The sequence below is a fragment of the Pseudalkalibacillus hwajinpoensis genome (assembly GCF_015234585.1).
GTDB lineage: Bacteria > Bacillota > Bacilli > Bacillales > Guptibacillaceae > Guptibacillus > Guptibacillus hwajinpoensis_B.
Map to the genome: position 1 here is coordinate 258,747 of NZ_JADFCM010000002.1, position 14,652 is coordinate 273,398.

Genomic DNA, 14,652 nt, shown 5'->3' on the forward strand with positions numbered 1-14,652 from the left:
ATATGATAGTTATAACAGAATTGTTATTATATTTAAGTTTTTCCGTTTTGATTGGATCGTTACTGGTATTAGTGGTTCCGATAAAATATAGGCCAGAAATCAACATATCGAAACCAGTTTTATTGATATGTACAGCTTTGATACCTATTCTATCTTTTGGACCGTTATTACGCGTTAGTTTAATTTTATCTAACAATGTAGGAATGTGGGTTAGCTTTCGAAATGTCTTATTTACATTTGAAATCGGACGAGCGTGGCTTTTTACACTGATTTTAGCTGTTCTATTATTCTTATTATTGGCCACCATTAAACTCGATACAAAGGAACCTTTAATTAAAGTTGCACTTGTTTTTATTGTTTTGTTAGCATTTGGTGTTGGAAAAGCAGGGCATGCGGCATCCATTACCCCTTGGACAGGGTTTATTGCCCATTCGGTTCACTTTTTAGCCGTTATAATCTGGATTGGTATACTTCTCGTGATTGGTTTTGGGTCAAAAGATTTTAAGAATTGGCCTTTATTTCTTAAGTGGTTCACGCCACTTTCGATTGTATGTGTATCAGTAACGTTTATTGCGGGTTATTTATTAATGGAAATCGATATTCAATCCTACAACGATCAAAACGCTTTTATTCTAACAGAATATGCAAATGGATTAGTTGTTAATTATGGACAGGCTCTTTTACTTAAACATCTTTTTTTCATTCCCATATTGTTATTTGCTTTTTTAAATGGGGTGGTACTTAAAAAACGTTTGGCAAAACATTCAAATGTAAATATCGCCAGATACTTACGAATAGAGGGGATATATGCCCTTATTGTTTTTGGAATAACAGCATTTATGGGACAACAATACCCTCCGCATCAGGTTGATAAGCTTGTTCAATCAGATGGTGTATCACCGTTGTTTGAATTATTTTACCAAGATGCTATTGATCCTACTATTCAAGTAAGCTGGGCACTTACCGGTGACAGTTTAATTTTTTTCACTTTTGCTTTTTTATTCTTGATATTAAATATTTTCATGTCAATTAAACGATTTCCAACCTATCTAGTAATTCTTGTAGGAACAGTAGTCCCAATTTGTATGTATTTGGGGATTATGCTGGGGGTTAGATAGTTTCAGGCGAAATAGAAACTTGAGTAGGTTATACTTGCGTGTTCTTTTGTTTTTAAAGCTTAAAAGCAAACAAAGAAACTACCCAAACGTTTTATAAGAAAATAAACTGAATCAAGTAAAGAAAGAGGCTGAACTTAACCACACCATGTTTTGTGTGATAAGTCAGCCTCTTTTAATTTTTGGATTAGTTATTGTAGAAGCGCAATAAATCGCCATAAATAATTTTATCTGAATACATTAGATCATTTTTCCCTTTTTCTACATAAGGAGCACATTTTTCTTTGGGAGCTTCAGTGCCATCTTTAGATTGATAGCACTTATCTTCTGTATAAATGTACTGATCGGTTATGACACTACCATCTCGAAAAACCGCAAAGTCTTTCTTTTGTTTTGAGAACATATCATTCCCAAATTGCAGATTATTGGATTTGATGCCTAGTAGATTTAATAGGGTTGGTTGCACGTCCACTTGACCAGAAACGGTATCAATGGTTTTATTCCCTTCATCTCCTGGAATGTGGACGATAAACGGAACTTTCTGCAATTGAGCGGAAACCATAGGCGTGACTTCTTTTCCTAAATATTTACCCATTGCTTCATTGTGGTTTTCAGAAATACCATAGTGATCACCGTAAATTATAAACATCGAATCTTTATACATGCCTTTCTCCTTAAGCATATTAAAGAATTTTTTCAGCGCTTCATCTTCATATCGAACCGTTGTAAAGTATCGATTGACTGTGCCATCATCAGAAGTCCATTCGGGAATCATTTCATCTTCTTGTTTTAATGTGAATGGAAAATGATTGGTTAAGGTAATGAACTTAGCGTAAAAAGGTTCCGGTAAAGTTGTTAGGTATTTCATGGATTGCGCATAAAATTGGTCATCCTTTAATCCCCAGCCAATTGAATTTTCTTTATTTGTTGTAAAATATTTTAATGAATAATATTTATCATAACCTAATGTTTGATACATAATATCACGGTTCCAAAAACTCTTGTTGTTCGCGTGGAACACATAGGAAGAATAGCCGCCTTTTTCCTTAATTATTTCAGGTGTTGCATTGTATTCATTCTGTGCATGGGTAAAGAAAGCAGCCCCACTAGGTAATCCATACATTGAGTTATCAACGATAAACTCCGAATCCGAAGTTTTACCTTGTCCTGTTTGATGGTAAAAATTATTGAAATAATAGGTGCCTTTCTGATCAATAAGATCATTTAGGAAAGGGGTGATTTCTTTTCCATCCACTTTGTTATTTATGACAAAATTCTGTGTCGATTCCAACGATATAACAAATACATTTTTCCCTTTCGCTTTTGCCGTAAAGTTGGGATTTACGGGGACATTATTACCGCGAATGTAATTTTCTACTTCGGTAATTTCACTGCTATCTGCGAAGGCTCTTTTTGCTCTTGTTTTGGTTTGCATTACCGAATCATAGATATGGTAATTAAACGTCCCAATGTTTTTCACTAACATTTCTCGGTCGAACGTCCGAGTTAATAACTGCGGTCGTTCCATTTCAGCTAGTCCAATATTTATAGCAAACATAACAAGAGCACTGGCAAAAATGAGCATCGTTTCTTTCTTTCTCACAATCAGTTTATTAGTGAATTTGGTACTTACTAAATAAGCTAGTATTGGAATGTCGATAAACAAAAAGATATCTTGCCATTGAATTAATTCAAAAATACTTCCACCTAAATCTCCCATATTGTTTGTCTGGAATAGAACTGGGATCGTGATGAAATCGGAGAAAAACCGATAATAAACCACATTGGCGTATAAGATAATAGTGGCTACCAAATCGATAATTAGTAAACCATACTTTTGTAATTTCCCTTTAAACATCGTACTAACTGCGATTAATAATAGAATAGAACTTATGGGGTTTAAAATGAGTATGATCTCCTGTAGAAGGTTTTCCATCGGTAAATCAAAAGAAGACTTATAAACAATATATGTCTTTAACCATATTGCAAGTCCAAAAATCAATAATAGGATCATTCGTTTTTTCTGGGCAATCATATGAATCCTCCAAATCTATAAAACTAATTATGTGCATCTTAATTAATAAACCCGGTTATTAAAAACATAACCGGGTTATTCTGAAATTAAGATGTTTGCAGGTTACTTTCTACATCGTCTTTTGAGCTATAACCTTTATCCTCTTTCCCTTGCCAGAGGATTGTTAAACTTATAAGGGTAACAAGTATTGTCGCTCCCATGTCCGCGAGAATAGCAATCCAAAGGGTCAACAGTCCAGGCACTGTCAATAATAATGCAATTAATTTAAGGCCAAGTGCTAAAGAAATATTTAGTTTGATCGTTCGATTCACACGTTTGGCGATTGAAATTGCATCTGGAAGTTTTTCAAGGTGATCTTGCATCAGTACAATATCAGCAGTTTCTATGGCACTGTCTGTTCCTTTTCCCATCGCTATTCCTAAGTCGGCAGAGGCGAGGGCTGGTGCATCGTTAATACCATCCCCAATCATGGCTACTTTCCCTTGTTTGGTTAGGGCTTTAATCATCTCAACTTTTTCTTCGGGAAGTAGATTACCATAATAACGTTTAACTCCTACTTGTTTTGCGACTTTTTCTGCTGTTTTTTCATGGTCTCCTGTTAACATCACCGTGTTTTTAATTCCCGTTTCATGAAGAGCTTTAACAACGGAGTGACTTTCTTCTCGGATCTGATCGGCTATACCGAAAATTCCTAGTATTTGATGTTGACTAGCCACTATTACCAGTGTCAATCCCTCTTTTTTCATTGCGGTTATTTTGTGTTGAATAGGGACTGGGATAGTAAGGTGTTCTATATTTTTTTCGTTGCCAACCCAGTACTTTTGACCATCCACTTGAGCAATAATGCCTTGCCCTGAGACTGTTTCAATTTCATCTGCTTCTTTATGATCAATTGAATATTCTTCAATTTTTTTCATAACGGCTTTTGCTAGTGGGTGAGAAGAGGACTTCTCAATGGCTGCAGCCACTGTGAAAAAGCTTTTTTGATCAAAAGCTTCATATTCCTGGACATATGGTTGGCCTTTGGTGAGTGTCCCTGTTTTATCAAAAGCCAGGGTGTCAATTTTACCTAATTGCTCTAGAAACACAGACCCTTTTACCAGGATACCGTTCCGTGCATTTGATGTGATTCCTGAAATATTTGCAATAGGAGAAGAAAGAATCAGGGCACATGGACAGCCTACGATGAGAACAGCTAACCCCTGATAGAACCACTCACCCCAACTTCCTCCAAATAATAATGGGGGAACAACCATTACAATACCCGAAATAATCATGATGGAAGGTGTGTAATATTTTGAAAAACGGTTGATGAAGAGCTCAGTAGGAGTTTTGGTATCTTGAGCTTCTTCCACAAGGTGGAGAATTTTTGCTAGTGAAGAGTCTTCATAGGCTTTCGTGATTTGTACTTTTAATACACCTTCATTGTTAATGCTACCGCCAAAAACCTCTTCACCAGATGACTTTTCAATAGGCATAGATTCACCGGTAATGGCCGATTCATTTACGGAGCTATTGCCAGATACAATCATTCCATCTGAAGGTATTTTTCCACCGGATCTGACTAAAACAATATCGTTCACCTTTAGGCTTTGGATCGAAACGACTTGTTCCATTCCATCCTGAATAATAGTGGCTTCTTTTGGTGCGATATCCAATAATTTTTCCATAGATTTTCTTGCTTTTTCCATTCCATAACCTTCAAGTAGTTCATTCAATCCGAACAAGATGGCGACAAGAGTTCCTTCTTTCCATTCTCCAATCGAAACTGCCCCGATCAATGCAATTGTCATTAATGTTTCGATGTTAAATTTAAAACGGAATAGATTTTTGAGTCCTTTTAGAAATGTTTGGTAACCACTTAATGCCATCGCTAATAGATAGAAGATTACAAGAGAAGTGTCCACTTGATTTTCCATAAAGAGAGTAACTAGGAAAATGGTTGCTGAGATAGAGAGCAATAGAATCAAAGTTTTCTGATTGCCATGATCATGATCATGGCCGTTATGGTGATCGTGATTTACTTTCATAATAGAGGCGTTATCAGACGCAAGAACTTTTTCCACTTCTTCTATATTAACCTTTTCATCAACATTCAGTTTTCCAGAATTGTAGCTAATAGAAGCTGAATCACCGTTTTCTAGTTGTCTAATTTGTTGTTCCAATTCCAGGGAACAGTTCGGACATGAAAGTCCTTTTATGCGATATTCTTTCATTATGTCCACTCCTTTTTCTACTTCTTAATCATGTAACGCATGATCAATGGATTGTTTTAGTAAAGAAAGAACATGTTGATCTTCAGGGGAATAATAAATTGATGCTCCAGCTCTTCGGGATTTGACCAGACGAAGGTTTTTTAAGAATCGCAATTGATGCGAAACCGTTGATTGTAATAGTGATAATTCTTCAGCTATTTCGTTTACTGAGCATTCTTTTCGAGATAATAAATGAAGAATCCGAATTCGTGTAGGATCGGATAAAGCTTTGAATGTCTGAGAAACAATAAATAACGTTTCTTCATCAAGGTCGTCTTCTATGGTAGTACTGTCGCGGTGTTCCTCGTTTTCCATTACGTTCAACCTCATTTCCCTTATTATACACAACATATGAGCATGTGTTCATATGTTGTGTATAATTCTACAGATATTGATCCAGGATGTCAACGTAACCCAAACAAACGTAAGTATCCCATAATAATTACAAAACCTACTAGGATATAAAAGAGAAAATCTCGCGTAGTGAGTCTTCCTTTTACTTTCCATAATATTTCATACAATGCTACAAAACTAAATGAACCAACAGCCGTTCCAAGAAGCAACCCATTCCATTTCTCAGTTGAATCCAAATGAATGCCTAAGTATGTAGAAACAGAAAGAACCAGAGAAAGAATGAATGTGATTAATAGAAAGAATATAAAGCTTACTTCCTCAAATATTAACGTGTACAAAAGAACCATACCCTCTGGGATATGATGGACGAACAGAGTCGCGAGTAGTGTTAAACCAAGGTCATTTGTACTGAAGGTGGTCCCTAATGAAATCCCTGCTGGAATATTATGAATTGCTATGGCAACAACTAGGAGGATAATAGAACTCCAGAAATGCGGCCCATCAGCTTCTGAATAGATTGCCAAGACATTCTCCATGCCTACGAGTACAAGAACTCCCAAAAGCGCACCAAGCGTGATCGGGATATTACCGTAAGTGGCTAAACTTTCAGGTAATAATTCTAAAAGGATTACCCCAATTAACATACCACCACACATGGCGTAAAGTTCTTCCACCTTATGTTGATAAAGATGATAAATTCCCTTGCCAGCTAGACCACCGATAGACATCCCTATGCATCCAGTCAGAAATGCCATCACGGAGAGTAGTACTATGTTCTCCATAACATCACCTTTTCCATACGATTTAGTAGTATAAAAAGGATATTCAAATATCGTTTAAATAGACGAGTTTTTTAGCATAAAATAACTGGATGACCTTATCTAGAGCGACAAATATAAAAATAAATTTAATGAAGAAATTTAAAAATGGAAATTGGAATACCTATTACAATTGCTAGCATGATTATTAATACTAATTTAAACTGCCATAGAATATTTTTGTCTTTTTTATATTCTTCGATAAACATTGATACATGCGGAATATATTTGATCCATTTTAGTTTCAATTGATTTCCCTCCAGTGTGTTTTGCAAATCGTTTGCTTATAAAAATTTCAAAAAACAAACTCCATATTGCGTGGAATAATTTAAAACAAAAGATCCAAACTAATAACACCAAAAGATCTTACAGGAAGTGATTCGTTCCATGAATGGTGGAAGTTTGTTGAATTTAAGTGATCTAACAATAATTCTTGTAGCAATCTTAACCGGCTTTGTTTCCCGGTTAGTGACCTTAAAAGAAGACTACCGACAGTACCCTAGTTATCCGAATGGATATATGATTCATCTTGTAACGGGGTTCATTGCTTCTGCTCTTGGAGCAGTGGCTTTACCAGCTCTTCTAAGTAAAAACTATGTAGCAGTTACCTTCCTAACGGTTGCTGTTCAGCAATTTAGAGATGTTCGAAAAACTGAAAAGGAAAGTCTTGAAAGTCTAGAGCAAACTGAATATACATATCGAGGAAGTGCTTATATTGATGGGATTGCTAAAACCTTCGAGGCTAGAAACTACCTTTGTTTAATTGTAGCGCTGGTCACTTCCAGTTTCATCTTATTTCTTTCAAAATTTACACAACTCCAACTGTGGGTAAATGTACTAACAGGCATGATTGTGGGATTTTTCGTGCTGTATTTGCTCATTCGATTTTCAAAAGGGAAGACCATTGGGGACATCGCTTCTGTTAAGCCAGGTAATGTCGAAGTAAAGGGGTCAGAATTGTTTGTTGATGGCATTTATGTCAGCAACTTGTTAGGAACAGAGAACGCTGAAACCCTTGTGAAAAATGAATGTATGGCTGTTGTTATTTATCCCAATGAAGAACACTTTCGAATTACGCTTGATAATTATGGCCAACGACGAGCTGCGTTATTTGAAGCTACAAGAGCATTAGGTATTAAACGGTATCATTTTACTCGTAAAGATTATGAGAAGGGAAGAGTAATTATCGCATTAGTTCCTTTAAAACCCGATATTAAGGCTTTCGTAGAAGTAGTAGAAAAATGCCCTCTCTTAGAAAGCGCCAAAAAATCGCATAATGTAATGAAAACCAAACTGAAAGGGGATATTTAAATGGGACGCGAATCGTCCATGAAACCATCCTATGAAATATTAGCTTACCTCTCTACTAATAAAGAACGAATTCTGTCAGGTGGTAACCTCTGTCTTTATTCTGAAAACGAAAAAGAACTAACCACAATGATGCGAGATATCGCGAAAGGCCTAAAAGCTGATGTGGTTAAATTAACAAATGGGGATTACATGGTGATAAGAATCTAGGAATTTTGTTTTATATGCTCAAAGAGAAAATTTGCATCAGCTCCAACACCTTGTAAAAGGGAAGAGCCACGTCGGTATTGCCATGGCAAACCCAAGAAGTAGAGTCCTTTAACTGGTGAAATGCCTCTATTATGGATGGGAGCACCTTTTTTATCAAAGGCACCCATTACATTTATCCAAGAATAGTCAGCCTTAAAACCAGTTGCCCAAATGATGTTTTGTATAACCATAGTTGATCTATCCTGGAAAATGCATTGAAATTGAGATGCATTTATTAACCTTGGATGGATTTTAACAATTTCATTCCGTATATAATCTTTCAGATAAAAATAGGGTCACCTTTTTTTTGAAGCTGTTTTCCTACCCACGAACTTTTCGTTGCTTTTAGAATTCCTATTTTATCAAACCACCAAAAAATGCTTTTGTTTCCCACTGACAACGGCATAAATGTCAGTCCTTCACTTATGGATAAGTGAACAGTCCTTTCTCTAGCTATCTCGCTAGTAATTTGGGATCCTGAATTGCCCCCACCAACGACTAGTACATTCCCATCTTGCAGTTGCGTTCGATTTTTGTACTCAGAAGAATGGAGTTGAACTATTTTTTTCGACATGACATTTGAAAAGTCTGGGACTATCGGCGTCTGGAAAGGTCCTGTTGCAATGATAAGATTCTGACATGTAAAGAGACCTTGGTCCGTTTTAACGGAAAAAACGCCACCTATTTTCGATACGTTTTGAACACACGTTTGATTCTGGATGGGGAGATGAAAGGTACGGGCATATTGTTGTAAATAGGACGCTACATCATCTTTTGATGGGTAGTCCCTTTTTTCTCCGGGAAATGATAAGCCGGGCAACTTGTTATATTGTCCTGGTGTAAAGAGCACTAATGAATCATAACGATTTTTCCAAGTTTATCCAACGCTTTCTTGCTTATCAACGATTAAATAAGAGAAAGTACTTTGTTTTAGCCAGTATCCCATCGCCAACCCTGCCTGGCCTCCACCTATTACAATAACATCAAAATACACAGGTTTTCTCCTCGTTTCTATCTCTATTTTTTCTGGTTATGCTTCCTTTATTTCTTTTTTTTTGGTAAAAAAAAGAAATAAACAGATGGACTAAACACAAAAATTCTCATAAAAATCATGTCATTGTTGTTCTCATGTCCCTCTCTACTTTCCAAACTATATGTATAATTAAATGAATAACGTTTATGTCTTGAACTAACAAAAGTATTATATGAACATATTATCATGTATTAACTAATTCATTCATGACAAAACCTTGAACATCTTGGAATTATTATATATGTGTCAGCGTGTAATCTCATTGAAACGTATTTGTAAAGAAAAATAGGTTTATTTGTCGAAATATTTCCTGTTATACTATGAAACGTATTAAGTTTGTCATATTGTACTTTCGATAGATGATTAGGTGTTCATATATTCATTTAGGAGGAGTAACTTTGAAAATAAGTGCTGTATGGTGTTCGTTAGTTTTGATTACGAGTTTCATTATTACATATTCTTCACCAAGTGTTGCGATGGCCAATTCGTTAGAAAAAAAAGTAGACAACATTGAAAAAGAGGAATCTGAAAATGTAAATAAGAAAGAGAAAGTGGAAAAAGAAAAAGAAAACTTAATTGCTAAACAAAACGAAACTGAAAACAAAATTGAAGAACTGGATATGGCCATTTTAGAAAATAACCAAAAAATGACCAAAACAGAAGAGCTAGTAACAAGTACACAAGAAAAAATCAATGAACTAAAAAAAGAAATTGAACAGATTAAAAAACGAATAGAAGAAAGAGATAAATTATTAAAAAATCGAGTTCGATCTATGCAACAAAGTGGAGGAAGTGTAGAATACCTGGAAGTATTGGTCGGATCTGAGGGCTTTGTTGATTTCATTCAAAGAGTTAGTGCGCTAAATACAATTGCTGAAAAAGATAAAGAGATGTTGAATGAGCAAAAAAAAGATAAGCTCACAGTTGAAAAAAGATCAGACTCTCTTCAGCAAGCCCTTTCAACGTTAGAGGACGATTTAAATGAACTTAAGGCTTTAAAAGTGGAACTTGAAGATAAAAAAGAAGAAAAACGAAAGGTCATGAGTAAGTACAAAGAAAAGGAAGGACAGCTAGAGACAAGCTTAAAAGATATAGAAGAATCTAATGATTTATTGAGGGCTCAAAAAATTGCGATTAAACAAGAAATAAAACGAAATAAAGAAGAAAAACGAAAAGCTGAGGAACAAAAAGTGAAAGAGAGAGAGCTGAAAAAGCAGGAATCCAAACAGGATGAATCTCTCAAACTTAAAGATGAAAAGAATAAGCCTAGCTCTTCCAGTGGTTTCAGTTGGCCTGCGTCTGCTTCTGTTACATCCTCATTTGGTAATCGTTCAATGGGATATCATGAGGGGTTAGATATCGCTAAAGGAGGGGTTGTACCAATTAAAGCAGCTGCTTCAGGAACTGTCCTTAAGTCTTATTATTCATCAAGCTATGGAAATGTGGTATTTTTAACACACAAACAGAATGGTCAAACCTATACTACGGTTTATGCTCATATGAGAAACCGAACGGTTAAAACGGGGGACAGGGTTTCCAAAGGGCAACGATTAGGAAAAATGGGGAATACAGGCCGTTCGTTTGGTCAACATCTTCATTTTGAGCTTCACAAAGGGGCTTGGAATGCGGAAAAGTCGAATGCTGTTGATCCTCTTTCCTACTTACCATAAGGATCAGTGGTCATAATTAATGTGAATTTAAACTTGTACACACATGTGCTTATAGAAAAATGGATTTCTCATATAATAATGAATACAAAGGAAAAGAAGTCTTTAAGAAGGGCTTCTTTTTCTTTGTTGCTTATTGTGATGTCTGTCACAAACTCGTCAATCAGTTAAGACATGAAGAATGAGAAGTAGAGATATAGGGATGAATGTTGTGAATTGGATTTAGTGATGATTATCAGTTAACACTAATTCTTATGTCATTTTTGCTTCACTTGCTATTTGACTACCACTGATATTCAGTTTAGGTGAAAATCATCAAGTAAATGTACAAAAACAAGATGCCAATCTCAAGTCGACATCTTGTTTATCGCAAGTCAAATTCCAGAAAATAAAATACTCATTAGGATAATAAAAGGAAGAACAAAAGCGATGATTATGACCGAAATAACAGTTTTATTTTCCTTCAAATTCAAAATTTCCACTCCTTTTCTCATATGCGTCTATTTCTGATAAAACGGAATCATCTTGACGCTTTTCTTTTTTTGACCAACTCATAAAAATAACGCACAATGCAATACCATAAACAATTTCTTGAATGATTTTCATGATGATGCCAGCTGCTTGTTGATCATCTAAAGGTTGGAAAATTCTAAATATCGTTGGAGCATTCCGGTACGTTTCATATAATAATTCTTTTGAGAAAATAATTAACGCACACGCGGGTGTTAACAGAACGCCTGCCGCAAAAATATAGCCGAGCTTTTTTATGTGAGAAACTTCATTCAATTCTGGTAATGGCGATACAAGAGGCCACCAAAAGAAAAAGGCCAATAGTAATAATACATAGTTCATGAAGTGCATGTAAACCATGCTACTCATGATGTAATCGAAAATGACTGGTATGTGATAAAAAGATAATACAACATTAAACAATATTACCGAAACAATCGGATGAGTAAAAAAAGAAATACTTTTTTTTAATATTTTTGTTTTCAATATGGGTTGGAATACCCATTTTGGTATACTAAGTAACAGTAAAGGTGGAACAATAAGATAGGATATAGCCATACTAGTCATGTGAAAGCTAAACAGATAATGACCATATGCCTTAAGTGGACTTCCCTCAGCTATAAAGTAAAATACCAGTGCTAGAATAAAGAGGATTGTTTTTTTCTTTTGAGAATGCTTTTGAACTTTGTTAGATTTTGATTGTGTAATTATGTATCTAAAAAATAGTATTGCCAACAAAATTAATAAAACAAATAGATAGGGGTTCCATAAATCAAAAAAAGTAAGCTGATGATTCATTAATAAGTTTTCCTCCCTTAGCAAGATAAGTTCGTTATATGTTCATATTATCATATATTGATAGACTATTAATTAATTTGTTCCTAAATTTTCGTGTTTTATCAAATGTGTGGTTTGTGTATACTCTTAATCTAATTTAATTTCCTGCTTTTCAGAAAAAAGAAAAAACAGTTTTTAAGCGCCGTATATTCCCTCTAGATAAAGACTCTTTTAACAATTTGATCTACGAATAACGTTACGGAAATGGATATGGACGTTGGTATATCTCTAGATGAAAGATAATTTCCAAGTTTAAGTTTGTCAGAAAATTGTCAAGGTATAAAGAGATTCTTCAATCAGTTATAAGTATAATGATTAATGAAAATCTAATAATTTGTCTAATTTGATAGAGTATTAATTGTTAATCCTCAAAAGATTGACAGGGATCTTCATAGGATAGTGGTGTTGTACTCTGGCAGAAGTATTATGGAAGAAAAAGTATCCCGCAATTTCCTTAACGGGATCTAGGCAAAGAAAATTTGTACGAATTGCTGTACTGAAAGAAAGGGGGATATGATGCGTAATTATTTAGTTTTTTATATTGCTATTAGCATATTTCTCATCACAGGTTGTGCTTCAAACCAACAAGAAGAACAAGTTCAAGCGCCAGAAAACAGTAAGGAACTCAAATATATTGTGGGATCAAATGATTGGGGTGCCATAGAGGAGTTAGGTGCACAAAACGAAACGAAAGAAGCTTATCAGTTTGCGGTAGACCACCCGGAAGTTTTAAATTATGTGCCCTGTTATTGCGGTTGTTATGAAGAAGATGGCCATACCAGTAATACAAACTGCTTTGTTGATCGAGTAGAAGATAACAAAGCAATTCTAGATGACATGGGCCTTGGCTGAGGTATCTGTGTTAATATCGCCCGTGAGGCGAAATCAGAATATGAAAAAGGTACGGATCTAAAAACCATTCGGAAGATGATCGATCAAAAATATGGAGGGAATGGGGCAACACCTACTCCGACTCCAATGCCATCTTAAAGGATTATAGGAAATTAGGTATCTTATTTGTTAAGTCTAAGAACGCTACAATTTTGAATGAACAAAGAGGGCAACCATCATTAATTGTTGGTTGCCCTCTTTTTATATCAGATTTTAAGTGTTTTACTACTAAGAAACCTTTTAATGATGGTGTTGGCTATGTTCTTCTCCATCATTAACTTTACACATAATTGACCCCTCATGTGGATGGTGCTGATTTTCTAATTGTACTGTTACATGATTTATTTTATGGTAAGCTAGTTTATCTTCAATAGTTCGTAATAATTGCTGTGACTTTTCAAATGAAGTGCCTTCATTAACTACCACATGACAAGAAAATGCATTTTTGTCACTAGTTATACTCCAAATATGTAAATCATGAATTCCTATAACTTCAGGTAGTTCTTCAAGTGAATTGATGACACTATCCATATCAATATTTTCGGGCTTCCCTTCCATTAGGACATGGATGGATTTTCGTGTTACGCGCCAACCACTGATTAAAATGAGAATTGCTACAATCACACTTGCGAGAGGGTCAGCCCAACCCCACCCAAAAACCATAATAAGTAAAGCAGCTACAATTGCACCTATCGAGCCCAGTAAGTCACCTAAAACGTGTAAAAAGGCAGCACGTAAATTTAAATTCTCCTTGGTATCGCCTCGCATGAGAATCCAAGCTACAACAATATTTACTATGAGACCGATACTAGCTACAATTAGCATCCCTGTAGAGGCTACTTCGGGAGGATTGATGAACCGTTGATAAGCTTCATAACAAATGTACAAAGCAATGAGTACGAGCGTCACTCCGTTAAATAACGCAGCCAGTATTTCAAAACGCTTATAGCCATAAGTTTTGCTATAATTAGCTGCCTTTTCCCCCATTACAAAAGCTAAAACACCAACTCCTAAAGATACCGAATCACTTAGCATATGTCCAGCATCAGAAAGTAATGCAAGACTGTTTGTAATTAAACCACCAATCACTTCGATGACCATATATACAGTTGTAATAATTAAGCTTACTATCAGCGCTTTTTTATTTGCACTATGTCCATGATCATGTCCATGATCCTGATTGTGATTATGACTCAAAAAAAACATCTCCCTTACTATTAAATCGTTAATATGAATACATGTTCATATATATACCCAATAGAAGGTTGATTTAATCGTTTTTAAATATTTATGATCTCTATATCTAATAATTATCTGGTATGCTTTCTTAATGGAATACCTTTTTCCCGCAAGAACATTGCTTTTAAAGCATTCTTTTCCTGGCTGCAGGGAAAACTTCTTGTAAATCGTGGATTTGTAGTGTAACAATAGTTTCTTGAATGTTTTATCGAATGACTATATGTTAACTATAGGCTGAATCTTTATCTAGATTATCTAAATATATAATATTGCTATGTACATGCTAATATAGAAATCTTAATTTATTTAAATTGGAATTATTTTCAGGAGAGGAAATACAT

11 protein-coding genes and 1 pseudogene are annotated in these 14,652 nt (G+C 35.1%); 5 read left to right on the plus strand and 7 right to left on the minus strand.

Translation table 11 applies throughout. The features are described from left to right. Window positions 1–2: 2 nt before the first annotated feature. A complete protein-coding gene (locus IQ283_RS09255) occupies window positions 3–1,118 on the plus strand; it encodes a copper resistance D family protein (RefSeq protein ID WP_194219896.1) in 1,116 nt (371 codons plus the stop codon). A gap of 184 nt (window positions 1,119–1,302) precedes the next feature. Here IQ283_RS09255 and IQ283_RS09260 read toward each other — a convergent pair whose 3' ends face one another. The 4 genes from IQ283_RS09260 to IQ283_RS09275 form a co-directional block, all read right to left on the minus strand. Then, window positions 1,303–3,150: an LTA synthase family protein gene (locus IQ283_RS09260; RefSeq protein WP_194219897.1), complete on the minus strand. Its 1,848-nt coding sequence runs from the start codon at window positions 3,148–3,150 to the stop codon at window positions 1,303–1,305. A gap of 86 nt (window positions 3,151–3,236) precedes the next feature. Beyond that, window positions 3,237–5,366: a heavy metal translocating P-type ATPase gene (locus IQ283_RS09265; protein ID WP_194219898.1), complete on the minus strand. Its 2,130-nt coding sequence runs from the start codon at window positions 5,364–5,366 to the stop codon at window positions 3,237–3,239. A gap of 24 nt (window positions 5,367–5,390) precedes the next feature. Continuing rightward, window positions 5,391–5,720 carry an ArsR/SmtB family transcription factor gene (locus tag IQ283_RS09270; RefSeq protein WP_194219899.1) on the minus strand — a complete coding sequence of 110 codons (330 nt, stop codon included), beginning with the start codon at window positions 5,718–5,720 and terminating at the stop codon, window positions 5,391–5,393. A gap of 89 nt (window positions 5,721–5,809) precedes the next feature. Then, window positions 5,810–6,541: a ZIP family metal transporter gene (locus tag IQ283_RS09275; protein ID WP_194219900.1), complete on the minus strand. Its 732-nt coding sequence runs from the start codon at window positions 6,539–6,541 to the stop codon at window positions 5,810–5,812. A 423-nt stretch (window positions 6,542–6,964) separates the two neighbouring features. Here IQ283_RS09275 and IQ283_RS09280 point away from each other — a divergent pair, with 423 nt between their 5' ends. Further along, window positions 6,965–7,888 carry a YIEGIA family protein gene (locus IQ283_RS09280; RefSeq protein ID WP_194219901.1) on the plus strand — a complete coding sequence of 308 codons (924 nt, stop codon included), beginning with the start codon at window positions 6,965–6,967 and terminating at the stop codon, window positions 7,886–7,888. After that, window positions 7,889–8,095: a capping complex subunit for YIEGIA gene (locus IQ283_RS09285; RefSeq protein WP_194219902.1), complete on the plus strand. Its 207-nt coding sequence runs from the start codon at window positions 7,889–7,891 to the stop codon at window positions 8,093–8,095. Here the strand turns inward: IQ283_RS09285 and IQ283_RS09290 are convergent. After that, window positions 8,092–9,080: pseudogene (locus IQ283_RS09290) on the minus strand (flavin-containing monooxygenase). The gene IQ283_RS09285 and the pseudogene IQ283_RS09290 sit on opposite strands and share 4 nt — an antisense overlap. A 485-nt stretch (window positions 9,081–9,565) precedes the next feature. Here IQ283_RS09290 and IQ283_RS24275 point away from each other — a divergent pair. Beyond that, on the plus strand, window positions 9,566–10,837 hold the full coding sequence (locus IQ283_RS24275; protein WP_194219903.1) for a murein hydrolase activator EnvC family protein: 1,272 nt from the start codon (window positions 9,566–9,568) through the stop codon (window positions 10,835–10,837). Between the two features lie 450 nt (window positions 10,838–11,287). Here IQ283_RS24275 and IQ283_RS09300 read toward each other — a convergent pair whose 3' ends face one another. Next, window positions 11,288–12,142 carry a cytochrome c oxidase assembly protein gene (locus IQ283_RS09300; RefSeq protein ID WP_194219904.1) on the minus strand — a complete coding sequence of 285 codons (855 nt, stop codon included), beginning with the start codon at window positions 12,140–12,142 and terminating at the stop codon, window positions 11,288–11,290. 555 nt (window positions 12,143–12,697) lie between these two features. Here IQ283_RS09300 and IQ283_RS09305 point away from each other — a divergent pair. Further along, on the plus strand, window positions 12,698–13,171 hold the full coding sequence (locus IQ283_RS09305; protein ID WP_276511819.1) for a PCYCGC motif-containing (lipo)protein: 474 nt from the start codon (window positions 12,698–12,700) through the stop codon (window positions 13,169–13,171). Window positions 13,172–13,312: 141 nt separating this feature from the next. On the opposite strand, the gene IQ283_RS09315 is transcribed toward IQ283_RS09305, so the two are convergent. Continuing rightward, the gene (locus tag IQ283_RS09315) at window positions 13,313–14,269 is read right to left on the minus strand and encodes a cation diffusion facilitator family transporter (protein ID WP_242057309.1); all 957 of its coding nucleotides are present in this window, start codon (window positions 14,267–14,269) and stop codon (window positions 13,313–13,315) included. Window positions 14,270–14,652: the final 383 nt, after the last annotated feature.

Excerpts from the sequence above, each read along its gene's own strand:
- IQ283_RS09270 (WP_194219899.1), bottom strand. The coding sequence starts at position 5,720 with ATGGAAAACGAGGAACACCGCGACAGTACTACCATAGAAGACGACCTT.
- IQ283_RS09255 (WP_194219896.1), top strand. The coding sequence starts at position 3 with ATGATAGTTATAACAGAATTGTTATTATATTTAAGTTTTTCCGTTTTG.
- IQ283_RS09280 (WP_194219901.1), top strand. The coding sequence starts at position 6,965 with ATGAATGGTGGAAGTTTGTTGAATTTAAGTGATCTAACAATAATTCTT.
- IQ283_RS09275 (WP_194219900.1), bottom strand. The coding sequence starts at position 6,541 with ATGGAGAACATAGTACTACTCTCCGTGATGGCATTTCTGACTGGATGC.
- IQ283_RS09300 (WP_194219904.1), bottom strand. The coding sequence starts at position 12,142 with ATGAATCATCAGCTTACTTTTTTTGATTTATGGAACCCCTATCTATTT.
- IQ283_RS09265 (WP_194219898.1), bottom strand. The coding sequence starts at position 5,366 with ATGAAAGAATATCGCATAAAAGGACTTTCATGTCCGAACTGTTCCCTG.
- IQ283_RS09260 (WP_194219897.1), bottom strand. The coding sequence starts at position 3,150 with ATGATTGCCCAGAAAAAACGAATGATCCTATTATTGATTTTTGGACTT.
- IQ283_RS09285 (WP_194219902.1), top strand. The coding sequence starts at position 7,889 with ATGGGACGCGAATCGTCCATGAAACCATCCTATGAAATATTAGCTTAC.